Origin of the sequence: Salinarimonas chemoclinalis (assembly GCF_041514305.1) — a bacterium.
Classification (GTDB): domain Bacteria; phylum Pseudomonadota; class Alphaproteobacteria; order Rhizobiales; family Beijerinckiaceae; genus Salinarimonas; species Salinarimonas chemoclinalis.
Genome location: NZ_JBGMWH010000010.1, coordinates 112,755 through 134,509, shown reverse-complemented (window position 1 = coordinate 134,509; position 21,755 = coordinate 112,755). Strand labels below are relative to the sequence as shown.

Below are 21,755 nucleotides of genomic sequence, written 5' to 3'. Positions count from 1 at the left end.
GAGAGCTGCCCGATCCGGCAGAACCCCCCTGAGAAGGCCCCGCCGCGTCGGGAGCCGGGATATAGGCGCATCCCGATTCGTCGTCAACGGCCATTCGCGGGCTTTCCCGGTGCCGGCCTGTGGATCGCTGTGCACGACGCGTCGAAATTCCGTCGGCGGCGGTCGCAAAACGGCTGCATTGACGCGGCGAATGGCGGATGCTGGCGCTGCGCCCCGCGGCGGGGCGCCGCAGGCCCGACCTCGATCCTCTCCGACCCCGAAAGATCCGCCGTCCCCGCATGATCGCGAGCCCCCGTCCCGAGACCCGCACCCTTCGCCCCGCCGCCGCGATCGCCACGATCACGATGGCCGCTTTCATGCTCCAGGGCGCCAACGGGCTCCTGCAGGTCCTCCTTCCGCTCCGGATGCGGGCCGACGGCCTGACCATCATCGACATCGGCGCCGTCGCCGCCGCCTACGGGATCGGCTTCGCACTTGGCTGCCTCGTCGCGCCGCCGCTCGTGCGGACGGTGGGCCACATCCGCACCTATGCGAGCCTCGCGGCCCTGTCGGGGGCGATCGTGCTCGCCTTCGAGATCGCGCAGGGACCCCTCGCCTGGATCGTCCTGCGCGGCGTCTCGGGCCTCGCGCTCGCGGGTCTGTTCACGGTCATCGACAGCTGGGTCTCGGCGACCGCCAGCGCGGCCAACCGGGGGCGGGTGATCGCGCTCTATCTGCTCGCCACCAAGACCGCCCTCGTGCTCTCGCCGCTCGGCATCGGGCTCGGCGCCGTGGAGGGTCCCGGGCTCCTGATGCTGATGGCGGCCGGCATGAGCCTGTCGCTGATCCCGATCGCCGCGACGCCCACCCGCGAGCCGCGCCCGCCGGTGCGCGTGCGCCTGGCGATCCCCTCCCTGATGCGGCTCGCGCCCTCGGCGGTGGTCGGCGCCTTCGCGGTCGGCCTGATCAACGGGCCGGTGATCGCAGTCGCCTCCGTCTACGGCGTCGCGGTGGGGCTCGCGCCCGGCGAGGCGGCGCTGCTGCTGCTCGCTGTCCAGGCCGGGAGCCTCGTCTTCCAATGGCCGCTGGGCTGGCTCTCGGACAAGGTCGACCGGCGCACCGTCATCGCCGGGCTCTTCGGGGGGACGGCGGTCGCGAGCGGGCTCATCGTCGCGGCGAGCACGCTGGCGATGCCCCCGCTCGCCCTCGTCCTCGCCTTCGGCCTGTTCGGCGGCGTGGCTCTGTGCATCTACGCCGTGTGCGTGGCCCACGCCTGCGACCTCGTGGCGCCGGAGGCGATCGTGCCCACCGTGTCGAGCCTGCTCGTATGCTGGGCGATCGGCGCGACGCTCGGGCCGCTGCCGGCCACCGCGCTGATGCAGTCCGCGGGTCCGCAGGCGCTGTTTCTCTACGTGGGGGCGATCTGCGTCGTGCTGGCCGGCTTCGTCGCCCTGCGCATTCGCCTGCGCCCGCGCGAGGCGACCGGCGCCGGCTTCGTCAACGTGCTGGCGACGAGCGCCGTCTCCGCCGAACTGACCAAGGCGAAGCGCCCGGAGGCGGCGCCCGGTGCGGCGCCGACGGCGGACCCGTCGGGGGAGGGGGCCCTGCCCGCACGCGCCGGCGACGCCGCCGCGCCCGAGCCGGCCACGCGCTCATGAGCCGGCGAGCCTCTCGGCTCCGAGCCGCGCGCGGGACGCCTCTCGCCCGATCGAACGGCTCGCGCGTTTGACACGGGCCGCCCGGCGGGCCTTTCATCCCCGCGAACGGAGGAACGCGTCATGGAATACCTGCACACGATGGTCCGCGTCGGCGATCTCGAGGCGGCGCTCGACTTCTGGGTGAACAAGCTCGGGCTCGTGGAGACCCGACGCATCGACAACGAGAAGGGCCGCTACACGCTCGTCTTCCTCGCCGCCGAGCGCGACATCGCCAACGTCGAGAAGACGCGCGCCCCACAGGTCGAACTCACCTGGAATTGGGACGAGCACGAGTACACGGGCGGCCGCAATTTCGGCCATCTCGCCTACCGGGTCGACGACATCTACGCCACCTGCCGGAAGCTGATGGACGCCGGCGTCGTCATCAACCGCCCGCCGCGGGACGGCCACATGGCCTTCGTGCGCTCGCCGGACGGGATCTCGATCGAGCTGCTCCAGCGCGGCGAGTCGCTGCCGCCGCAGGAGCCGTGGGCGTCGATGCCCAATACCGGATCCTGGTGAGGGAGGCGCCGGATCGGCCCGAATGAATCGCCGTGCGCCCGCGGCTCCTCAGCGTCGGCATCGCCACCCTCGACCACGTCTACGCGGTCGCGGAGATGCCCACGCGCGCGGAGAAGTACCGGGCGCACGGGTTCACGACCACGACCGGCGGCACGGCGGCCAACGCGGCGATCGCCATGACGCGGCTCGGCGCCGACGCGAGCCTGCTGGCGAGACTCGGCGACGACTGGGCCGGCGCGGAGATCGTCGACCGGCTGACGCGCGAGGGCGTCGACTGCAGCCGCGTGCGGCGCGTCCCCGGCTTCCCCTCGCCGATCTCGGCGATCGTGGTCGACGCGCTGGGCGAGCGGCTCGTCGTCTCCCACGCGGACCCGGCGATGCCGCGGGAGACCGACTGGCTGCCCGAGGCGCTGCCGGACGGCACCCGCGCCGTGCTCGGCGACACCCGGTGGCAGGAGGCCACCGCGCATCTGTTCCGGCTCGCGCGCACCGCCGGCATCCCGGCGGTGCTCGACGCCGATCGCGACCCGACGCACGCGCCGGAGGTGCTCTCGCTCGCGACGCACGTGGCCTTCTCGATGCAGGGCCTGCGCGACATCACCGGCCACGCGGACGCGCGCACGGCGCTCGAATCCTACCGGCCCTCGGTGCCCTGCTGGATCGCCGTGACGAACGGCGGGGAGGGGCTGTTCTACTGGGCGGGCGAGCGGGTCGAGCACATGTCGGCCTTCGACGTGCCGGTCGTCGACACCTTGGCCGCCGGAGACGTCTGGCACGGCGCCTTCACCGTGCGTCTCGCCGAGGGCGCGGGCGAGGTCGAGGCCGCGCGCTTCGCCTCGGCGGCGGCCGCGATCAAGTGCATGCGCTTCGGCGGACGAGACGGGGCGCCTAGCCGCGAGGCCGTCGAGGACTTCCTGCGGCAGCGCTCGGTGGCATGATCGGCCGATCGAGAGGAAATTATGCCTGACCAAGTTGCAGTTCATTGCATCTAAAGCGTTTGTTAGATTTTCGCACAGCGAATGGAACAGTTCCAAACACGGGGCTGTTGATCGATGCTCAAGAAGCTCACCTTGTCGAAGAAGGTTCTCGCGGTCGTCGTCCTGTCGGTCGCCGTAACCACCGGGGCGATGTGGTCGTTCGCGGCCCGCGAGATATCCCAGCAGCTCGAGCGCATGCTCTACGAGCAGGCGGCGAGCAACATCAGGACACTGGCACTCGTCTTCGGCGAGCGCATGCCCGACGCGGCCGTCACCGTGTCCGGCACCGCGGTCGGCCGGGCCGTCTCCCCGGATCTCACGACCTTCGAGGATCACGCGGTCGTCGACACGACGGCGGCGATGACGGGCGGCGTCGCCACCGTGTTCGCGCTCGACCCGGCGGAGAACAACTTCGTGCGCCGCTCCACGAACCTGCGCAAGGAGAACGGCGAGCGCGCCTACGGCACCTACCTCGCGGCCGACCACCCCGCCCAGGCGGTCGTGCGCGCCGGGCGCACCTACACCGGTCCCGCGACCCTGTTCGGGCGCGACTACCTGACGATCTACCACCCGACCGTCGACGCCGCGGGCAGGGTCAACGGCATCCTCTTCATCGGCATGCCGAGCGAGAGCTTCACCGCGGTTCAAAACGAAGCGCTCGGCGGCATGCTGGCGGTCGCCGGCGTCATCGCCCTCGTCGTGATCGCGGGCTCCGGCATTCTGGCGCAGCGCATGTTCGCGCCGCTCGCGACCATCGCCGGGCGGGTCGAGCGCCTCGCCGAGGGCGATGTGGACGCGCCGATCCCGCACTCCGCGCGGACCGACGAGATCGGCGCCGTCGCCCGCGCCCTCTCGGTGCTCGCCGAGCGCAGCCGCGCCGCGGCCGGGCTCGAGGCGGAGCGACGCACGGTGCTCGAGGCCGACCGCGCCCGCCGCGAGGTGCTCGACGCGGCGATCGCCGACTTCCGCCGCGGCGCCTCGGAGATCGCGGCTGGCCTGCGCGACCAGACGGCGGACCTGCGCACCCGCGCCAAGGACATGACGGCGGTCTCCGACCGGGCGAGCGGCGCCGTCGGCTCCGCCGCCACCGGCTCGCGCCAGGCGGCAGGCAACGTCGCCACCGTGGCGAGCGCCACCGAGGAGCTCGCCGCCTCGATCTCCGAGATCGGCGGCCAGCTCGATCGCGCCCGCGGGCTCGTCGAGCAGGGGCTCGGCGAGGCGGAGGCGACCGACGGCAACATCGCCGGCCTCGCCGAGGCGGCCCAGCGGATCGGCGACGTGGTCGACCTGATCCGCTCGATCGCCGACCAGACCAACCTGCTCGCGCTCAACGCCACGATCGAGGCCGCCCGCGCGGGCGAGGCCGGCAAGGGCTTCGCCGTCGTCGCCGCCGAGGTGAAGGCGCTGGCGACCCAGACCGCCAAGGCGACCGAGGAGATCGCCCGCCACATCGTCGGCGTCCAGGGCTCGACCGACGGGGCCGTCGGGGCGATCCGCCAGATCACCGAGCGCATGCGCGAAATCGACGTCGCCACCGCGGCCATCGCCTCGGCGATGACGCAGCAGGGTGCGGCGACCGCGGAGATCTCGCGCAACGTCCAGGACGCCGCCCGCGGCACCGACGAGATCACCGCGGGGCTCGGCGAGGTGACCAGCGCCGCCGAGCGCTCGAGCGAGACCGCGCGGGCGGTCGAGGAAGCGGCCAAGGCGGTCGCCGGAGCCTCCGCGCGGATGGAATCGGAGGTCGAGCGCTTCCTCGCGCGCGTCGCCGCCTGAGCGGGCGCGTCGCGGCTGGGCGGCGCCTCGCCTTGCTGATAGAGACGAGCGGGCGTGCCGGGTGGCGCGCCCGCCCGCTCTCGTTCCCGAGCCCGTCCCGACGCCGATGAACCTCTGGCTGCGCCTCCTCGCCGTCGTCCTCGCCGCGCTGCGCGCCCCGCGGCTGCATCCGATCGCCGAGGCCTCGCGCCTCTCCTTCCGGGTGATGCCGCACGACCTCGACGTCTCGCTCCACATGAACAACGGCCGCTACTGGACGCTGATGGATCTCGGGCGCGTCGACCTGATGATCCGCACCGGCCTGTGGACGGCGATCCGCCGGCACGGCTGGGTGCCGATCGTGTCGGCCGGCAAGATCCGCTTCCGGCGCGAGCTGCGCCTGTGGCGGCGCTTCAGGCTGGAGACGCGCATCGTCGCGTGGTCCGAGGCGTGGGTCGTGATCGAGCACCGGGTCGTCACCCGCGGGCGCGACGGGGCGGAGATCCTCTCCGCCATCGCGCTCGTCCGCGCGGGGCTCTACGACCGTCGCGCGAAGGCCTTCGTGCCGGTCCCGCGGCTCTTCGCCGAGGTGGGCGTGCCGGAGACGGCCTCGCCGGCGATGACGCCGGAGGTGGCGGCGTTCATCGCGGCGGAGGATGCGCTCAGGGCGGCGGGCTGAGGCTCACCGGCCCTTCGTCCACCGCGCCGTGATCACCTCGTTCCAGACGAAGGCGAAGACCGCGAGCAGGATCGCGCCGGGCACGATCGTGCCGACGAGGAAGCCGAGCCCGAGACTCTCGTTGACGATGAGGAACGGGTTCACCGCGGCGGGCGGGTGCATGGTGCGGGTCGCGAGCATCGCGGTGACCGCGAGCCCGCAGGCGAGCGCTGCGGCGTGAATCGAGGGCCCCACCGTGTAGAGCACGGCGTAGCCGACGAGCGCGGCGACGAGGTGCCCGCCGATCAGCGCGCGGCGCGTCGAGGCCTCGGCGTAGGGCAGGCCGATGACGAGCGCGATCGAGGTGACGAAGGGCACCTGCCAATAGGGCGTGCGGGTCGTCAGCGCCGCGAGCTCGAGCAGGCCGACCGCGATCGCGGTGGCGAAGCCGGCGAGGACGAAGCGCACCGCGAGCGTGGAGGGCTCGCGCACGACGCGCCGCATGCGCTTCCAGAACTCGCCCGGCAGCCGCGGGCGCAGGCCCCCGCTCATGATCGCGCCCTCGTCATCGCTCCCCGCCGTTCCGTCGCGCGCCGCCGCGCACCATTGACACCCACGCGACCACGCGGAGCAAGCGCGACCTTCATCCATGGTTCGCGACATCCACGACCCGGGATCCGCCCCGCAGGGGAAGAGTCCGCGCGGCACGCGCGGGCGGTGGGGCCGTTCGATCATGCGAGCGAGCGGCATCGCCGTCCGCCCCACCCTCCGGCCTTCGGCCGTCGTCCTCCCCTGCGGTGAGGAAGCGGGCGCGCGCTACTCCGCGGCGGCGCGGCGTTCCGCGCGCCAGCGGGCGAGGAGCGCCCGGAGCGCGGCGGGCTTGAGCGGCTTGTTGAGCACGTGGATCTGCTTCTCCGTCGCCTCGTCGCGCACGGGCAGCGTGCGGTCGGCGGTCAGCAGGATGGCGGGGAGGTCGCCGAGCTTCCAGCGCAGGGCGGCGATCGCCTCGATGCCGGTGCCCTCGTCGAGGTGGTAGTCGGCGATGACGACGTCCGGGCCGTGTGGCTCGTGGCGCAGGCGCTCCATCGCCTCCTTCAGCGACGCGGCGGTCGTCATGCGGCACCCCCAGCCGCCGAGCAGGGTGCGCATGCCCTCGAGGATCGCCGGCTCGTTGTCGATGGCCAGCACGCGCAGGCCCGCGAGCGGCATCGACGGCACGACGGGCGCCTCCGCCGGCTGCGCCATCGCGGGCAGCGGGGCGACGACGGGCAGCAGCACCGAGAAGCGCGAGCCGCGCCCGCTCTCCGAGGAGAGATCGAGCTCGTGGGCGAGCACGCGCGCGATGCGCTCGACGATCGAGAGCCCGAGCCCGAGCCCCCGCGCCACCTTGGCGCCCTGGTCGAGCCGCTGGAACTCGCGGAAGACGATGCGCTGCTTCGACTGGGGGATGCCGAGCCCGGTGTCGAGCACGTCGAGCCGCAGCCGGCCTCCGCGCCGGCGCGCGCCCACCAGCACCGCCCCCGACGGCGTGTACTTGATCGCGTTCGAGATCAGGTTCTGCAGGAGCCGGCGCAGCAGGCGCCGGTCCGAGCGCACGGTGAGGGAGGGCGCGACGAAGCGCAGGCGCAGGCCCTTCTCGGCGGCGACGGGCTCGAACTCGCGCTGGAGTTGGCGGAGCATCTCGTCGAGGCGGAAGCTCGACCATTGCGGCTTCATCGCGCCGGTGTCGAGGCGCGAGATGTCGAGGAGCGCGGTGAGAATCTCCTCCACCGCGTCGAGCGAGGCGTCGACGTTCTCCGCGAGCGTCGCGTCGCCGCCGGTGCGATCCCGCTCGACGAGCGCGGTCGCGTAGAGGCGCGCGGCGTTGAGCGGCTGGAGAATGTCGTGCGAGGCGGCGGCGAGGAAGCGCGTCTTCGAGGCGTTCGCCTCCTCCGCTTCCGCCTTGGCGCGGGTGAGCGCCTCGTTGAGGCGGGTGAGCTCCTCGGTGCGCTCCGCGACGCGCCGCTCCAGCTCCTCGGCGTTGCGGGCGCGCGCCTCCTCGGCGACGACCGCCTCGGTGACGTCCGTGTAGGTGGTGACGAAGCCGCCGTCCGGCAGCGGCGTCGTGCGGATCTCGATGACGCGCTCGTCCGGGTAGAGCCGCAGGCGCACCGGCGCCGTCTCGTGGACGAAGGAGTCGATGCGCTGGGCGATCTGCTGCTCGATGGCGCCCGGCCCGTAGGAGCCCCGGCTCGCGTTGAAGCGCACGATCTCGTCGAGCGAGAGCCCAACGCGCACGAAGTCCGGCGGAAGGTCGTAGAGATCGACGAAGGCGCGGTTCCAGCACAGGATGTGCAGGTCCGAGTCGAGCACGGTGATGCCCTGGCGCGCATGGTCGAGCGCGTGCTGGAGCAGGTCGCGGTTGGCCTGGATGGCGGCCGAGGCGTCGTCGAGCAGCTTGAGCGCGTCCGCCGTGGAGACGTTGCGGCGCTTGAGCACGAGCGAGAGCGCGAGACGCGCCGAAGCCGCGCCGATCGCCGAGGCGAGGAGGTGCTCGGCGTAGCGCAGGAGGTGGATGTCCGCCTCCGCGCCGGCTTCGAGCCGCGCGCCGCGGGCGGAGGCGAAGCCTTCGAAGGACCGGTTGGCGCGCTCCTCGCCGAGGTAGCGCGCGACGCTCGAGCGCAGCTCGTCGACCGTCACGACGGCGCGGAAGAAGCGGAAGGAGGGCGCGGCCGGCGCGTCCGCCGCCGGCATGTAGGCGGCGGCCTGGAGCCGCTCGAGGGCCGTCATCGGGCGCGCGAGCGAGACGAGGACGTAGGCCGCGATGTTGAGACCCAGGCTCCAGACCACGCCGTGGGTGAGCTCCGGCAGGCTCGTGCCGAACAGGCTCGTCGGCCGCAGGCTCTCGATGCCGAAGGGACCCACGGCGAGGAGGCCGTCGACGAGCGGCGAGTGCCAGGCGATCGAGGGCAGCATCAGCGTGTAGGCCCACACCAGGAAGCCGATCCCGAGCCCCGCCGCCGCGCCCGCCGCCGTGCCGCGTCGCCAGATCAGCCCGCCGATGAAGGCCGGCGCGATCTGCGCCAGCGCCGCGAACGAGAGGAGCCCGATCGCGGCGAGCGCCGCGTCGCCCGCCGCGCGGTAGTAGAGGTAGGCGAGCATGATCATCGCGATGATCGCGATGCGCCGCACGACGAGGACGAACCCGCCGAGATCGTCCGGCACGCCGCCGCGCTCGCCGGGCGCCGCGGCGCTGGCGAACGCGCCGCGGCGACGCAGGACGAGCGGGATGACGAGGTGGTTCGAGATCATGATCGCCAGCGCGACCGACTCGACGATCACCATCGCCGTCGCCGCCGAGAGTCCGCCGATGAAGGCGACGAGCGCCATCGCCCCCGCGCCCTGGGTCAGCGGCAGGCCGAGAACGGTCATGTCGGCATCGACCGTGCCGGGCGCGAGCGCGTCCGCGCCGGCGATGGCGATCGGCACGACGAAGACGTTGATCAGCACGAGGTAGAGCGGGAAGAGCCAGGCCGCCCGGCGCAGGTCCTCCGGCTCGCGGCTCTCGACGACGCCCATGTGGAACTGGCGCGGCAGCATGACGATGGCGATCGCCGAGAGCAGCGCCAGCGTCGCGAGGTAGCCCGGGCTCGAGGTCTGCCCGAGGAACTCGCCCATCGAGACCTGCCCCGGTTGGGGGCTCGCCAGGCGCTCGACGAGGCCGGGCAGGCCGCCGAAGACGACCGCGATGGTCCAGAAGCCCACCATCAGGAACGCGACGAGCTTGACCACGCTCTCGAGCGAGATGGCCAGCACGAGCCCGTCCTGGTGCTCGGTCGCGTCGGCGTGGCGCGTGCCGAAGCCCACCGCGAAGAAGGCGAGCACGACGGCGACGACGAAGGCGAGATCGCCGAACATCGGGAAGGTCGTGCGGGCGTAGGCCATGGTCTCGTCGGCGGCGAGGAAGACGTCGAGCGACGAGGAGACCGCCTTGAGCTGGAGCGCGATGTAGGGCAGCGAGCCGACCACCGCGATGAGGCAGACGAGCGCCGCCACGCGCTCCGACTTGCCGTAGCGGGCGGCGACGAAGTCCGCCACCGAGGTGATGTTCTGGTCCTTGGCGATGCGCACGATCCGCGCCAGCACCCGGTGCCCGAAGACGAAGACCAGGATCGGCCCGAGATAGATCATCAGGAAGTCGAGGCCCGACCCCGTCGCGAGCCCGACCGACCCGTAGAAGGTCCACGAGGTGCAGTAGACCGCCAGCGCCAGCGCGTAGACCCACGGCCGCGCCCGTCCCGCCACGAGCCCCGCCCCCGACCGATCGCCCCAATGGGCGACGGCGAAGAGGAGCGACAGATAGAGGAGGGCCGTGACGACGACGGCCCAGCCGGCGACCATGGAGGGGGACCCCGCCTAACGTTCGGACCGGGCTAGATTATCGGATCGGGCGGGGAAAGCGAGAGGCGCCGGCGACGTGAGCCGGAGGACTGGTACGGACAATGTCCGTATGCTATCTCTCGACAGACGAAGGCGAGGAGCGGATCATGGCGACCCGGGAAGCGAAGGCGGAGAGGATCGAGATTCGGACGACGGCGGAGGTCAAGGCACTCCTTCAGCAGGCGGCGATCGCCTCCCACAAGAATGTGACGGATTTCCTCGTGGACGCTGGGGTCACTGCGGCCGAGGAAGCACTCATGGACCGCCGGACCTTCCGCCTCGACGAGGAACGTTGGAAGGCCTTCAACGAGATTCTCGACAGGCCCGTCGTCCACAAGCCGCGGCTCGCGGCTCTTCTCGCGAAGAAGAGCATTATCGAGTGACCGTTGCGACCGAGGCCCTGCGCGCGATCGAGCCGCTCCGCGGCGATCACGACGTCGAGACCTTCTCGTGCGGTCGCGAGGCCCTCGACCGGTTTCTGAAACGCTTCGCGCTGACGAACCAGAAGGCGGGCAGCGCGCGCACGTTCGTGCTGTGCCGAGGCGCGAGCCGCGTGATCGGCTACTACAGCCTCACCGTGGGCTCCGTCGATCCCGACCTGGTCCCGCCGCGCGTCGCGAAAGGGCTCGCGAGGCATCCGGTTCCAGTCGTGCTGCTCGCGCGGCTCGCCGTCGATTCGACCGAGCAGCGTGTCGGCATCGGAAGCGAGCTCCTGCAGAATGCCCTGCTGCGTACGCTCAGCGTTGCCGATCACGCCGGAATTCGCGCCCTCCTCGTCCACGCGAAGGACGACGCGGCGCGTGACTGGTACGTGCGATACGAGTTCGAGCCGAGCCCGAGCGATCCTTTCCACCTCTTCATGCTGCTCAAGGATATTCGCGCATTGCTCCACCACTGACATGCGCGCGTGCTCATCACCCCGCCCCCAGCCGCTCCCCCACCATCGCCAGCCGCGCCGCGTCCACGTTCGCGAACGCCACCCGCAGATACTCCTCTTGCCCAGGCCCGAAGAAGCTGCCCGGCAGCATCAGCACGCCGCGCTCGGCGGCGAGGCGGCGGGCGACGGCCGCGGCCGGCTCGGCGCGCCAGGGGTGGCGGACGTAGGCGAAGTAGGGGCCGATGGAGGCGATCTCCCAGCCGGGCAGCGGCGACAGCGCCGCGGCGAAGGCGGCGGCGCGTCCCTCGAGCGTGGCGCGGGCCTCCTCGCGCCACGGGCGCAGCGCCGCGATCGCCCAGGCGACGGCGGCCTGGCCGGCGCGGGCGGGGCAGATCTGCACGTTGTCGAGGATCTTCCCCGCCGCCTCGACGAGCGCCGGCCCGGCGACGAGCGCGCCCAGGCGATGGCCGGGCACGGCGTAGCTCTTCGAGAAGGAGTAGAGGTGGACGACGCCCTCGCGCCAGCGGCCGTCGCGGAACAGCCCGTGCGGCGCGCCGGCGCCGGCGGGCAGGAAGTCGCGGTAGGTCTCGTCGACGACGAGCCAGATCCCGCGCGCGCGGGCGAGTTCGGCGAAGGCGGCGATCGTCGCCGGCGGGTAGATCGCGCCCGTCGGGTTGTTGGGCGTCACCAGCACGATCGCGCGCACCCGTGCGTCCGAGAGGGTATCCACGAGCGCGTCCGCTTCCTCGGCGCGCGGCACGAAGCCGTCCTGCGCCCGGCAGGGCAGGGGGCGCGCCGCGATTCCGAGCATGGCGAGCGTCATCTCGTGGTTGAAGTACCACGGCGTCGGCAGCAGCACCGCGTCGCCGGGCGCGGCGATCGCGAGCATCGTCGTGACGAAGGCGGCGTTGCAGCCCGCCGTGATCGCCACGTCGGCGGCCTCGACCCGCCCGTCGTAGAGGCCGGACACGTCCGCCGCGAGAGCGGCGCGCAGGGCATCGTCGCCGAGGATCGGCCCGTAGCGCGCGGCGTCCGCCGAGCCGGCGGCGGCGGCGAGCCGCTCCAGCAGGTCGGGATGCGGCGCCCCGCCCGGCGCAGCCTGCGAGAGGTCGATCAGCGGCCCGCACGCGGCGTCCCACGCACGCGCCCAGGCCTGGGCCTCGGGAATCGGCGGGGACTGGATCGCGGCGACGGTGGGGGAGAGGCGGGGAGGCATGCACGGACCCTGAGCGGAAAGCGGAGACGGGCGCGCAGCAAAGCGCAGCCGCGGCCCGCGCGCCAGCCTGCTCAGCGTTCGAATCGCGTGGCCAGGACCACCGACGTCTGCGTCCGCTCGACCCCGTCGAGCACGCCGATGCGGTCGATCACCGCGTCGAGCGCCGCGACGCTCTCGGCGGCGACCTCGGCGATCATGTCGAAGGTGCCGGAGACCGAGAGCAGCCGGCGCAGCTCCGGCATTGCCGCGAGCGCCTTCGTCACCGCCGGCGCGAGCTTGGGCGCGGCGACGATCATGACGTGCGCGCGCACCAGCCCCGCCTCGTAGTCCGCCGACAGCCGCGCCCCGTAGCCGACGACGATGCCCGCGCGCTCCAGCCGCTCGATCCGGCTCTGCACGGTGGTGCGGGAGACGCCGAGGCGCCGGGCGATCTCGGCAACGGGGGTGCGCGCGTTCTCGCGCAGGAGCGCGATGAGGGCACGATCCTTGTCGGTGGTCGCCTTGTCGCTCGTCGTATCGTTCATCGGCATCGGCGATTCGCTTCCATCGGGCGTCGGAAGACGCGGAACGTAGCGTCGTTTCCGCCGCGGCGGAAGGCTAGCCTGCCGGCATCCGCCAGGAACGGATCCGCTCGGGAGCACCTCATGAAGAACATCGTCGTCGTCGGCGCCGGCAAGATCGGCCGCATCGTCGCCCGCATGCTCGCGGACACGGGCGACTGGGCCGTCACGCTCGCCGATCGCGACGAGGCGGCCCTCGCCCGGGCGACGGAGGGCACGCCGGTGACCGCCGCGGCGCTCGACATCGCCGACGCCGCCGCCCTGCGCGCGCGCCTCTCGGGCGCCTTCGCGGTGATCTCGGCCGCCCCCTTCCAGCTCACCGCGGCGATCGCCGAGGCGGCGGCGGCGAGCGGCACGCACTACCTCGACCTCACCGAGGACGTCGCCACCACGCGCCGCGTGAAGGCGCTGGCCGAGGGCGCGCGCACGGCCTTCATTCCGCAATGCGGGCTCGCGCCGGGCTTCGTCTCGATCGTCGCGCACGACCTCGCGGCTGGCTTCGAATCCCTCGACGAGGTGCGGCTGCGCGTCGGCGCGCTGCCGCAGTTCCCCACGAACGCGCTCAACTACAATCTCACCTGGTCGACCGACGGGGTGATCAACGAGTACATCGAGCCCTGCGAGGCGATCCGCGACGGGCGGCTCGTGCAGGCGGCGGCACTCGGCGAACGCGAGGAGTTCTCGCTCGACGGCGTGCGCTACGAGGCGTTCAACACCTCGGGCGGGCTCGGCACTCTGTGCGAGACGCTGGCGGGGCGGGTGCGCACGCTCAACTACCGCTCGATCCGCTATCCCGGGCATTGCGCGGTGATGAAGGCGCTCCTCGACGACCTGCGGCTGCGCGAGCGCCGCGAGGTGCTCAAGGACATCCTCGAGCAGGCGGTGCCCACGACGATGCAGGACGTGGTCATCGTCTTCGTCACGGTGTCGGGGCAGAAGGACGGGCTGCTCACGCAGGAGACGTTCGCGCGCAAGATCTACGCCGAGCGGATCGGCGGGCGGGTGCACTCCGCGATCCAGATCACCACCGCCTCGGCGGTGTGCGCGGTGCTCGACCTCCTCGCCACGGGCGTGCTGCCGCAGGCGGGCTTCGTGCGCCAGGAGGACATCGCCCTCGCCGCGTTCCTGGAGAACCGCTTCGGCCGCGCCTACGCCCGCGGCGACGACGCCCGCGCCGCCGCCTGACGCGCTCCCGCTCCCTTCGGACGCGGGAGCCCCCCTCGGCGCGACGCGGGCCGATCTCGGCATCCCCGTGGCGCGCCGGCCACAGCGTCGCACGGCCTCGCCGCACGGTTAACCCATCCTCAACTCGATCGCGCGATTCTCCTCGATGCCGGCGGGCGGCTCGCCGGCCGTTCGTGGAGTAGTCATCGTGCGCCTGCGCCGCCGCCCTCGCAAGATCGACCGGATGCGCTGGGTCTGCGCCACCGCCGCCCCCTGGGCGCTCGGCGCCGGGCTGCTCGTGTCGTTCACCGCCACCGCCGGGATCAACATCGAGGTCGGACGCTCGATCGAGACGCCGCGCCCGGCCGAGCGTCTCGCCGCCTTCGATGGTCTCGTTCCCCCCGCGGCCCCCGACCTCGCCGGGCGTCTCTCGCTCGCGGTCGAGGCGAGCGCCATCCGCTTCGTCGAGCCGGGCCTCGTCGGGATCCGCGCGGCCGCCCCGAGCACCGCGGTCGCGGTGCCGCAGGGAGAGGACAAGCCCCTCGCGGACGGAGACGTCCCCGCGCGGCCGAACCGCGCCGGCAAGGGCGACGCCGCCGGCGCGGTCCCGGTCTCCCTCGGGCGCATCGGCCGCGCGCTCGGGGCGTCGTCCCCGTCGCTGCTGGCGCCGGATGCGGCCCGCCTGCCGGCCGAGCGCCTCGTGCACGGCGAGGCGATGCCGATCCTCGTCGTCACCGCCGGCGTGTTCGAGCGCCGGGAGGAGACCGCGACCGAGATCGCGACCGCCGCGCTCTCGCCCGCCGCGGCGGCGCAGGGATCGACCGGCCGCGGCCTCGCCCGCGGCGTGGCGCAGGCCCGCGAGGGCGCGACGCCCGGCGTCGCCCGCGCCGCCTCGCTCGCCTCGTCGACGCCGACCGCGCGCACCTGGTCGCCCGTCGAGGTCGCCGCCGCCCCGGTCTCGCTGCCGGCGGCGATCATGGCCGGCGCGCCACGCTTCCTCGATCTCGTCGATCCCGCCAAGCTCGCGCGCGAGCGGCGCTGCCTCGAGCAGGCGGTGTATTTCGAGGCGCGCTCGGAGCCCGAGGAGGGACAGGCGGCGGTGGCGCAGGTCGTGCTCAACCGCGTCAAGTCGAGCCTCTACCCGAACACGATCTGCGGCGTCGTCTTCCAGAACAGCCACCGGCACCTCGCCTGCCAATTCACCTTCACCTGCGAGGGCAAGAGCCTGCGCATCACCGAGCCGGGGGCGTGGGACCGTGCGCGGCGGATCGCGGCGGCGGTCCTGGAGGGCGAGACCTACCTCGCCGCGGTCGGCAACGCGACGCACTACCACGCCGACTACGTCCGCCCCCGCTGGGCGAGCCGCCTGCGCCATGCGGACACGATCGGCCGGCACATCTTCTACCAGTTGCGCCCCGGGCAGCGCTGATGGCCTGCAGCGGACGGACGGCCGCGGCCCCGCGCCGAGATCACGCCTTGCGCGCAGCCGTGAAGCGCGCGGCCTCGATCAGCACGCTCGCGCCTGCGCCCCAGGGCGCGAGCGCGGCCTCGGCCTCGGCCACCAGCCGGTCGCATTCCGCGCGGGCGGCGTCCATCCCGAGCGCGTCGACGAGCGTGCCCTTGCCGCGCTGCGCGTCCTTGCCCACCGCCTTGCCGAGCGCCTCGGCCGTCGCCTCGCGGTCGAGGATGTCGTCGGCGATCTGGAAGGCGGCGCCCAGCGCCCGCCCGTAGGCGAGCAGCCGCGCGCGGTGCTCCGGCGCCGCGCCGGCGGCGATGGCGCCGGCCTCCGCCGAGACGGCGAGGAGCGCGCCGGTCTTCATCGCCTGGAGCCGGCGGATCTCGTCCTCGCCCGGCGTGCGCGGACCCCAGCGCCCCTCCGCGGCGAGGTCGAGCATCTGCCCGCCGACCATGCCCGCGAGCCCGGCCGCGCGGGCGATCGCGGCGGCCAGCGCGGCGCGGATCGCGGGCGGGGCGTCCGGCCCGTCCTCGGTGGCGACCTCGAAGGCCAGCGTGAGCAGCGCGTCGCCCGCCAGGATCGCGGTCGCGTCGTCGAAGGCCACGTGCACCGTGGGCTTGCCGCGGCGCAGGTCGTCGTCGTCCATCGCCGGGAGGTCGTCGTGGACGAGGGAGTAGCAGTGGATCAGCTCGATCGCGAGCCCCGCGCGCAGGCCGGCCTCCTCCGGCCCGCCGAGGAGCCGCGTCGCCTCCACCGCGAGGAAGGGTCGCAGCCGCTTGCCGCCGGCGAGCGCCGCGTGGCGCATGGCCGCCATCAGCCGCTCGGGCCGGGCGGGCTCGCCGGCGCGCGGCGCGTCGTCGAGCAGCGCCGCGAGGCGTCCCTCGACGGTCTCGGCCACGGCGCGCAGCCGCGCCTCGAACGGGGTGTGCGTGTGCGGCATCGGCCCTGAAACCTCCGGGAAACGGCACGTCCGGCTTGCAGCAGCGGCGCGGTCGGGTCAAGTACGGGGCGGGTTCCACGCAGACGAGGATCGCGAGCATGAGCCGCAGCGGGGAGACGACGCGCGCCGACGCGCCGGGCCGCGGCCTCCTGCGCCGTCTCGTCGGCGGCGTCCTCGGCCTCGCCTGGCGCGCGGTCGCGCTCGTCGTCGTCGCGCTCGTCGTGCTGACGCTGGTCGGTGCGGCGATCACCCCCGTCTCGACGCTGATGCTCGGCCGCTGGGCGACGATGCAGCCGGTGACGCGGATGGTCGTGCCGCTCGAGGCGATCTCGCCGCACGTGCCACGGATGGTGATCGCGTCCGAGGATTCGCTCTATTGCCGGCACGCGGGCGTCGATTTCGACGCGCTCTTCGCCGTGATCGAGGCCGGCGCCGAGCGCGGGGCCTCGACCATCCCGATGCAGACGGCCAAGAACGTCTTCCTGTGGCCGCAGCGCTCCTACGTGCGCAAGGCGATCGAGATCCCGCTCGCGCTCTGGCTCGACCTCGTCTGGGGCAAGCGGCGCACGCTCGAGATCTACCTCAACGTCGCCGAATGGGGCGATGGCGTCTTCGGCATCGAGGCTGCGGCGCGCGCCCATTTCGGCAAGAGCGCCGGCGACCTCACGCGCCGCGAGGCCGCGCTCCTCGCCACCGCGCTCCCGAACCCCCGCGGCCGCGATCCCGGCCGCCCGTCGGGCGGGCACGCGCGGCTGGCGGAGAACCTGATGGCGCGCGAGCGCGGCTCGGGGGACATCTTCGGGTGCGTGGAGTAGCCGGTCAGCCGGGGCCGGCGCTCGCTTCCTCGAGAAACCGCGCGAGGTCCTCCGGGGACGCCAGCCGGATCACCGGCTCGTCGGGCTCCGGCCCCTGGAAGCGGGCGACGTGATCGTCGAAGACCGTGTCGGAGAGGCCCATCCGCTCGCGGGTGGCGTCGTTGGCCCGCCGGCGGGCCTGGATGGTCTCGAGCGGCGTCTCGACGTGGAGGATTCGGAAACCGGCGCCGTGCGCCGCGGCCACCGCCGCGCAGCGGTCGCGCAGGAAGCGGAAGGCGAAGGTGTCGTCGACGATCGCCGAGCGTCCCGCCGCGAGGTGCTCGGCGAGACGCCCCATGGCGATGTGGCTCGTGCGCTCCCACTCGGAATCGTCGACGACGTTGCCGCCGTCGAAGCCGCGCTCGTCGTTGATCGCGTCGAGGGAGACGAGGGCGAGCCCGAGCTCCCGTGCGATCAGCCGGGCGATCGTCGACTTGCCGGAGAAGGCGAGCCCGCACATGGCGTAGGCGATCGGGCGGCGTGCGGTGCTCTCCACGGCGGTCCTCCCCGGGGTCTCGCGCCGCGCGATGCGGCGACGGCGGAGATAGCCGCCCGGGCCGGCCGCTGCAACGCCGCGCGGGCGCGATGGGCCGGCGAGGCTTCCCCTCGGGGCGGGCGGCTGCTAGAGAACCCGCGAGGCCTTCACCGCCCGACGAAGACACGAGCCGAAGACACGAGCCCATGCAGCCCTTCACGGTTCTCACCGGCGTCGCCGCGCCGCTCCGGATCATCAACGTCGACACCGACATGATCATCCCGAAGAACTACCTCAAGACGATCGCGCGCACCGGGCTCGGCCGGGGGCTGTTCGCGGAAATGCGGTTCACGCCGGACGGCGAGGAGATCCCGGGCTTCGTGCTCAACCAGCCGGCCTATCGCAAGGCGCAGATCCTGGTCGCGGGGGACAATTTCGGCTGCGGCTCCTCGCGCGAGCACGCGCCCTGGGCGCTGCTCGACTACGGCATCCGCTGCGTCATCTCCACGTCCTTCGCGGACATCTTCTACAACAACTGCTTCAAGAACGGCATCCTGCCGATCGTGGTGTCGCCGAGCGAACTCGAGGCGCTGTTCGAGGACGCCGAGCGCGGCGCCAACGCCACCGTCACGGTCGACCTCGAGGCCCAGGAGATCCGCGGCCCCGACGGCGGCGTGATCCGCTTCGACATCGATCCGTTCCGCAAGCACTGCCTGATGAACGGCCTCGACGACATCGGGCTGACGCTCGAGAAGGCGCCCGCGATCGACCGGTTCGAGCGGGAGATGGCCGGGCGCCCCTGGGCGTGATCGGGCGCACCCGCGCCGGCGCCTTCTGCGCGGAACCGATCAGTAACCTCGGATTGCGCGACTGTTCAGGCGACTTCCAACGATGGATTCCACGAGACGCTCCTTGAGCTGGTGGACCCCATCACCCGTCGAAGCGTAGACATCGTTGAGCCGCGCCAGCTCGCGCAGTTCCTCCTTGGACAGATCGCTGTCCTCGAGCACCTTGTAGCCCTCCTCGCGTGAACTCGCGTCGAGGAGTTCCCGAGAGATCGTCTGCAGGGCTGTCCCGTCGCGCGGCTCTGACCGAGCTGAGCGAACCCGCTGCCGAACCGGCCTGCTCCAGCGGGAGAGTTCGCGCAGCAGGTCTCGGGCATCCTGCTCACTCAGCGTGTCGGCGAGATCGGAGACACGTCGGAGTAGTAGCTCCTTCGTCTGCGGTTCCAAGCTCGTCTCCTTCAGAGGCCGATCCGACGCATGAACTCGTCTGCGACGCTTTCTATACCATCCACGACGCTTTGGTGCGACATGTTCGAGTAGTTGTGGAGCGCGACCGGTACACCATATTGCGGGGCGTTGGCGAAGATTGTGTCGTTTCGTTTGATATAGCTCTCGAATACGTCGAGACCAGGCGAGCGAGCGACGCTCGCGATATATGTTCGTTGTGCACTGATCGGACGATTCGCATACTCCTGGATCATGGTGAACACCACGCCGACGACCCGGGGATCAATCGTAGCCTGCACGTCTCCATCATCCAAGGAAGCGTATTCGTTGTAGTCCTTGATCAGACTCCCCACGCTGCGAAGGAGGTAGGAAATACCCAGCGTGGAGAGCTCATCGGGGCGGGTGGGCACGAGCAGGTAATCGCTGGCGATGATCGCTGTCTTGGTGACGATGTTGAAATTGGGTGGACAGTCGATCATCACGAGGTCGTATCTAAGGTCGGGGCACGAGGCGAGCCCTTCTGCGAGTCGCCGGTGAATGGTGAGAAAATTACGTTTCGCCTGGCTGAGATTTGCACCGGAGAGCTTCGTCGCGAGATCGAGATCGACGTTTATGAGACCCAGATGCGAGTAGATGACGTCGAACCTACCGCGCCCATGCAGTGCGGCGTGGAGCCTGTCGGGAGTTTGTATCAGCGTGTCCAGACGCAATGGGTTGCCGCGCTCGAACGAATCGAACCATGCCTTGATCGTTCCGGACCCTTCGAAGCGAGCCTGCCACTCGTCCGGACGTATGAACGAGAACGTCAGACTCGCCTGCGGATCGAGGTCGATCACCAAGACCCTCTTTCCCCGCCATGCGAGTTCGGCGGCCAGATTCGCGGTCAAGGAGGTCTTGCCGACGCCCCCCTTGTAATTGATGACCGAAACGATGTTCATGCACTCAGCCCCCGGGGACCCTGCTTCTAACCCGTTCTAGGTGCTTTCGGGGCTCCCGGCAACCGTGGTAGCTAAGAAGGTTAGGAGGCGACGCCATGCCCGAGTACGAGACCATCCTCACCGAGACCCGCGGCAAGGTCGGGCTCGTCACGCTGAACCGGCCGCAAGCGCTCAACGCGCTCAACTCCACGCTGATCGCGGAGCTGAACGAGGCGCTCGACGCCTACGAGCGCGACCCCGGCATCGGCTGCATCGTGATCACAGGCTCGGAGAAGGCCTTCGCAGCGGGGGCGGACATCAAGGAGATGTCCGGCCTCTCCTATCCGCAGACCTATCTCGACGACTTCATCACCGCCTGGGACAAGGTCGCCGCGCGGCGCAAGCCGATCGTGGCCGCGGTGTCGGGCTTCGCGCTCGGCGGCGGCTGCGAGCTCGCCATGATGTGCGACTTCATCCTCGCGTCGGAAACCGCGAAGTTCGGCCAGCCCGAGATCAAGCTCGGGGTCATGCCCGGCGCCGGCGGCACGCAGCGCCTCACCCGTTTCGTCGGCAAGGCCAAGGCGATGGAGATGTGCCTCACCGGCCGCATGATGGACGCCGCCGAGGCGGAGCGCGCCGGGCTCGTATCGCGCGTCCTGCCGGTGGACCGGCTCCTCGACGAGGCGCTGACGGTGGCCGCGACCATCGCCGACATGTCGCTGCCGATCGCGCTGATGACGAAGGAGAGCGTCAACCGCGCCTACGAGACGACGCTCGCCGAGGGCATCCGCTTCGAGCGGCGCGTCTTCCACGCCATGTTCGCCACCGCCGACCAGAAGGAAGGCATGCAGGCCTTCGTCGAGAAGCGCAAGGCGGAGTTCGGGAACCGCTGATGGACCAGACGACGGGACTGCGCCTGCCCACCTTCGCCGATGTCGAGGCCGCCGCCGCGCGCCTCGCGGGCGTGGCCCATCGCACGCCGGTGATGACCTCGCGCACGGCGGATGCGCGCACGGGCGCGCGGCTCTTCTTCAAGATGGAGAGCCTCCAGCGCACCGGCGCCTTCAAGTTCCGCGGCGCCTACAACGCCATCGCGGCGCTCGACGCGGATGCGCGGGCGCGGGGCGCCGTCGCCTATTCCTCGGGCAACCACGCCCAGGCGATCGCCTGCGCGGGCGCGCTGCTGGGCGCGCCGACCGTGATCGTGATGCCGACCGACGCGCCCGCGATCAAGGTCGCCGCGACGCGGGGCTACGGGGCCGAGGTCATGCTCTACGACCGCTTCACGGAGGATCGCGAGGCGATCGGTCGCCGCCTCGCCGCCGAGCGCGGGCTCGCGCTGATCCCGCCCTTCGACCACCCCGACGTGATCGCCGGCCAGGGCACCGCGACGAAGGAGCTTCTCGACGAGGTGGGCCCGCTCGACCGGATCTACGTCTGCCTCGGCGGTGGCGGGCTCACGTCGGGCGCCTGCCTCGCGGCGGAGGCGCTCTCGCCGGGCTGCGCGGTCTACGGTGTCGAGCCGGAGGCGGGCGACGACATCCGCCGCTCGCTCGAGGCCGGCCACATCCTCACCATCCCGGTCCCCCGGACGATCGCCGACGGCGCCCAGACCACGGCGGCGGGCGCGCACACGTTCCCCATCCTGCAGGCGAAGGCCGCCGGCGTGGTGACCGTGCCGGACGCGGCGCTCGTCGAGACGATGCGCTTCTTCGCCGAGCGGATGAAGCAGGTGGTGGAGCCCACCGGCTGCCTCGCCGCCGCGGCCGCCTTCGCGGCGGGGGATCTCGCTGGCGCGCGGGTCGGGGTGATCGTGTCGGGCGGGAACGTCGATCTCGCGCGGTTCGCGGCGCTGATCGCCGGGTGACGCCGCCGGCCGAGGCCCTGGATGTGCACCGCACGCGGCACGGACTCGCCACCCCGGGGCGTCGTGAACTAAACTGTCACACGAATCGGTCACCTTGCACTTCGGAGCGGGTCTCTCGAATCGACGAGGCCCTCGAACCGACGAGGATCGTGTGAAGCGTCGCGCAGACCTTCCCCTCAGCGATCACGGC

21 protein-coding genes are annotated in these 21,755 nt (G+C 72.1%); 13 read left to right on the top strand and 8 right to left on the bottom strand.

What is annotated here, in order from left to right:
- Positions 1-278 precede the first annotated feature (278 nt).
- From AB9M23_RS16005 to AB9M23_RS15985, 5 genes are all read left to right on the top strand, one after another.
- On the top strand, positions 279-1,637 hold the full coding sequence (locus AB9M23_RS16005; protein ID WP_372425564.1) for an MFS transporter: 1,359 nt from the start codon (positions 279-281) through the stop codon (positions 1,635-1,637).
- Positions 1,638-1,757: 120 nt separating this feature from the next.
- Positions 1,758-2,198 (top strand): VOC family protein, encoded by a 441-nt coding sequence (locus AB9M23_RS16000; RefSeq protein WP_372425563.1) that lies wholly within the window; start codon positions 1,758-1,760, stop codon positions 2,196-2,198.
- Positions 2,199-2,230: 32 nt separating this feature from the next.
- Positions 2,231-3,136, top strand: a complete 906-nt coding sequence (locus tag AB9M23_RS15995) for a PfkB family carbohydrate kinase (RefSeq protein ID WP_372425562.1) — start codon at positions 2,231-2,233, stop codon at positions 3,134-3,136.
- A gap of 114 nt (positions 3,137-3,250) precedes the next feature.
- Positions 3,251-4,951: a methyl-accepting chemotaxis protein gene (locus AB9M23_RS15990; protein ID WP_372425561.1), complete on the top strand. Its 1,701-nt coding sequence runs from the start codon at positions 3,251-3,253 to the stop codon at positions 4,949-4,951.
- Between the two features lie 61 nt (positions 4,952-5,012).
- On the top strand, positions 5,013-5,609 hold the full coding sequence (locus AB9M23_RS15985; protein WP_372425560.1) for a thioesterase family protein: 597 nt from the start codon (positions 5,013-5,015) through the stop codon (positions 5,607-5,609).
- A 3-nt stretch (positions 5,610-5,612) separates the two neighbouring features.
- On the opposite strand, the gene AB9M23_RS15980 is transcribed toward AB9M23_RS15985, so the two are convergent.
- Both AB9M23_RS15980 and AB9M23_RS15975 read right to left on the bottom strand, forming a co-directional pair.
- The gene (locus tag AB9M23_RS15980) at positions 5,613-6,140 is read right to left on the bottom strand and encodes an HPP family protein (RefSeq protein WP_372425559.1); all 528 of its coding nucleotides are present in this window, start codon (positions 6,138-6,140) and stop codon (positions 5,613-5,615) included.
- Between the two features lie 264 nt (positions 6,141-6,404).
- Positions 6,405-9,968 (bottom strand): PAS domain-containing hybrid sensor histidine kinase/response regulator, encoded by a 3,564-nt coding sequence (locus tag AB9M23_RS15975; RefSeq protein ID WP_372425558.1) that lies wholly within the window; start codon positions 9,966-9,968, stop codon positions 6,405-6,407.
- Between the two features lie 146 nt (positions 9,969-10,114).
- On the opposite strand from AB9M23_RS15975, the gene AB9M23_RS15970 reads away from it, so the two are divergent.
- Positions 10,115-10,390, top strand: coding sequence for a type II toxin-antitoxin system TacA family antitoxin (locus AB9M23_RS15970; protein WP_372425557.1), 276 nt, complete (start codon positions 10,115-10,117; stop codon positions 10,388-10,390).
- On the top strand, positions 10,387-10,905 hold the full coding sequence (locus AB9M23_RS15965; protein WP_372425556.1) for a GNAT family N-acetyltransferase: 519 nt from the start codon (positions 10,387-10,389) through the stop codon (positions 10,903-10,905). Before AB9M23_RS15970 ends, AB9M23_RS15965 begins: the two co-directional genes overlap by 4 nt.
- A 16-nt stretch (positions 10,906-10,921) precedes the next feature.
- On the opposite strand, the gene AB9M23_RS15960 is transcribed toward AB9M23_RS15965, so the two are convergent.
- Together AB9M23_RS15960 and AB9M23_RS15955 are read right to left on the bottom strand one after the other, a co-directional pair.
- Positions 10,922-12,100, bottom strand: a complete 1,179-nt coding sequence (locus AB9M23_RS15960) for an aminotransferase (RefSeq protein ID WP_372425555.1) — start codon at positions 12,098-12,100, stop codon at positions 10,922-10,924.
- Positions 12,101-12,171: 71 nt separating this feature from the next.
- Complete coding sequence (locus AB9M23_RS15955) at positions 12,172-12,624, bottom strand: Lrp/AsnC family transcriptional regulator (RefSeq protein ID WP_372425569.1); 453 nt, start codon at positions 12,622-12,624, stop codon at positions 12,172-12,174.
- A 120-nt stretch (positions 12,625-12,744) separates the two neighbouring features.
- Here AB9M23_RS15955 and AB9M23_RS15950 point away from each other — a divergent pair, with 120 nt between their 5' ends.
- Together AB9M23_RS15950 and AB9M23_RS15945 are read left to right on the top strand one after the other, a co-directional pair.
- On the top strand, positions 12,745-13,845 hold the full coding sequence (locus AB9M23_RS15950) for a saccharopine dehydrogenase family protein (protein WP_372425554.1): 1,101 nt from the start codon (positions 12,745-12,747) through the stop codon (positions 13,843-13,845).
- A 187-nt stretch (positions 13,846-14,032) separates the two neighbouring features.
- A complete protein-coding gene (locus AB9M23_RS15945) occupies positions 14,033-15,253 on the top strand; it encodes a cell wall hydrolase (RefSeq protein ID WP_372425553.1) in 1,221 nt (406 codons plus the stop codon).
- A 40-nt stretch (positions 15,254-15,293) separates the two neighbouring features.
- Here the strand turns inward: AB9M23_RS15945 and AB9M23_RS15940 are convergent, their stop codons facing one another.
- Entirely contained in the window at positions 15,294-16,220 is a 927-nt protein-coding gene (locus AB9M23_RS15940; protein WP_372425552.1) for a polyprenyl synthetase family protein, read from the bottom strand.
- 98 nt (positions 16,221-16,318) lie between these two features.
- On the opposite strand from AB9M23_RS15940, the gene AB9M23_RS15935 reads away from it, so the two are divergent.
- Complete coding sequence (locus AB9M23_RS15935; RefSeq protein ID WP_372425551.1) at positions 16,319-17,035, top strand: biosynthetic peptidoglycan transglycosylase; 717 nt, start codon at positions 16,319-16,321, stop codon at positions 17,033-17,035.
- Positions 17,036-17,039: 4 nt separating this feature from the next.
- Here AB9M23_RS15935 and AB9M23_RS15930 read toward each other — a convergent pair whose 3' ends face one another.
- Positions 17,040-17,570 (bottom strand): P-loop nucleotide/nucleoside kinase family protein, encoded by a 531-nt coding sequence (locus AB9M23_RS15930; RefSeq protein ID WP_372425550.1) that lies wholly within the window; start codon positions 17,568-17,570, stop codon positions 17,040-17,042.
- A gap of 185 nt (positions 17,571-17,755) precedes the next feature.
- On the opposite strand from AB9M23_RS15930, the gene leuD reads away from it, so the two are divergent.
- Positions 17,756-18,358: a 3-isopropylmalate dehydratase small subunit gene (leuD, locus tag AB9M23_RS15925; RefSeq protein ID WP_372425549.1), complete on the top strand. Its 603-nt coding sequence runs from the start codon at positions 17,756-17,758 to the stop codon at positions 18,356-18,358.
- Positions 18,359-18,397: 39 nt separating this feature from the next.
- Here leuD and AB9M23_RS15920 read toward each other — a convergent pair whose 3' ends face one another.
- Together AB9M23_RS15920 and AB9M23_RS15915 are read right to left on the bottom strand one after the other, a co-directional pair.
- Complete coding sequence (locus tag AB9M23_RS15920; protein ID WP_372425548.1) at positions 18,398-18,781, bottom strand: hypothetical protein; 384 nt, start codon at positions 18,779-18,781, stop codon at positions 18,398-18,400.
- Positions 18,782-18,792: 11 nt separating this feature from the next.
- A complete protein-coding gene (locus tag AB9M23_RS15915) occupies positions 18,793-19,719 on the bottom strand; it encodes a ParA family protein (RefSeq protein ID WP_372425547.1) in 927 nt (308 codons plus the stop codon).
- 95 nt (positions 19,720-19,814) lie between these two features.
- Here AB9M23_RS15915 and AB9M23_RS15910 point away from each other — a divergent pair, with 95 nt between their 5' ends.
- Entirely contained in the window at positions 19,815-20,591 is a 777-nt protein-coding gene (locus tag AB9M23_RS15910) for an enoyl-CoA hydratase (RefSeq protein WP_372425546.1), read from the top strand.
- Positions 20,591-21,565 carry a threo-3-hydroxy-L-aspartate ammonia-lyase gene (locus AB9M23_RS15905; protein WP_372425545.1) on the top strand — a complete coding sequence of 325 codons (975 nt, stop codon included), beginning with the start codon at positions 20,591-20,593 and terminating at the stop codon, positions 21,563-21,565. The genes AB9M23_RS15910 and AB9M23_RS15905 overlap by 1 nt, the downstream gene beginning before the upstream one ends.
- The last annotated feature ends 190 nt before the right edge of the window (positions 21,566-21,755 follow it).

Excerpts from the sequence above, each read along its gene's own strand:
- AB9M23_RS16005 (WP_372425564.1), top strand. The coding sequence starts at position 279 with ATGATCGCGAGCCCCCGTCCCGAGACCCGCACCCTTCGCCCCGCCGCC.
- AB9M23_RS16000 (WP_372425563.1), top strand. The coding sequence starts at position 1,758 with ATGGAATACCTGCACACGATGGTCCGCGTCGGCGATCTCGAGGCGGCG.
- AB9M23_RS15990 (WP_372425561.1), top strand. The coding sequence starts at position 3,251 with ATGCTCAAGAAGCTCACCTTGTCGAAGAAGGTTCTCGCGGTCGTCGTC.
- AB9M23_RS15980 (WP_372425559.1), bottom strand. The coding sequence starts at position 6,140 with ATGAGCGGGGGCCTGCGCCCGCGGCTGCCGGGCGAGTTCTGGAAGCGC.
- AB9M23_RS15975 (WP_372425558.1), bottom strand. The coding sequence starts at position 9,968 with ATGGTCGCCGGCTGGGCCGTCGTCGTCACGGCCCTCCTCTATCTGTCG.
- AB9M23_RS15970 (WP_372425557.1), top strand. The coding sequence starts at position 10,115 with ATGGCGACCCGGGAAGCGAAGGCGGAGAGGATCGAGATTCGGACGACG.
- AB9M23_RS15960 (WP_372425555.1), bottom strand. The coding sequence starts at position 12,100 with ATGCCTCCCCGCCTCTCCCCCACCGTCGCCGCGATCCAGTCCCCGCCG.
- AB9M23_RS15955 (WP_372425569.1), bottom strand. The coding sequence starts at position 12,624 with ATGAACGATACGACGAGCGACAAGGCGACCACCGACAAGGATCGTGCC.
- AB9M23_RS15950 (WP_372425554.1), top strand. The coding sequence starts at position 12,745 with ATGAAGAACATCGTCGTCGTCGGCGCCGGCAAGATCGGCCGCATCGTC.
- AB9M23_RS15940 (WP_372425552.1), bottom strand. The coding sequence starts at position 16,220 with ATGCCGCACACGCACACCCCGTTCGAGGCGCGGCTGCGCGCCGTGGCC.
- AB9M23_RS15935 (WP_372425551.1), top strand. The coding sequence starts at position 16,319 with ATGAGCCGCAGCGGGGAGACGACGCGCGCCGACGCGCCGGGCCGCGGC.
- leuD (WP_372425549.1), top strand. The coding sequence starts at position 17,756 with ATGCAGCCCTTCACGGTTCTCACCGGCGTCGCCGCGCCGCTCCGGATC.
- AB9M23_RS15915 (WP_372425547.1), bottom strand. The coding sequence starts at position 19,719 with ATGAACATCGTTTCGGTCATCAATTACAAGGGGGGCGTCGGCAAGACC.
- AB9M23_RS15910 (WP_372425546.1), top strand. The coding sequence starts at position 19,815 with ATGCCCGAGTACGAGACCATCCTCACCGAGACCCGCGGCAAGGTCGGG.
- AB9M23_RS15905 (WP_372425545.1), top strand. The coding sequence starts at position 20,591 with ATGGACCAGACGACGGGACTGCGCCTGCCCACCTTCGCCGATGTCGAG.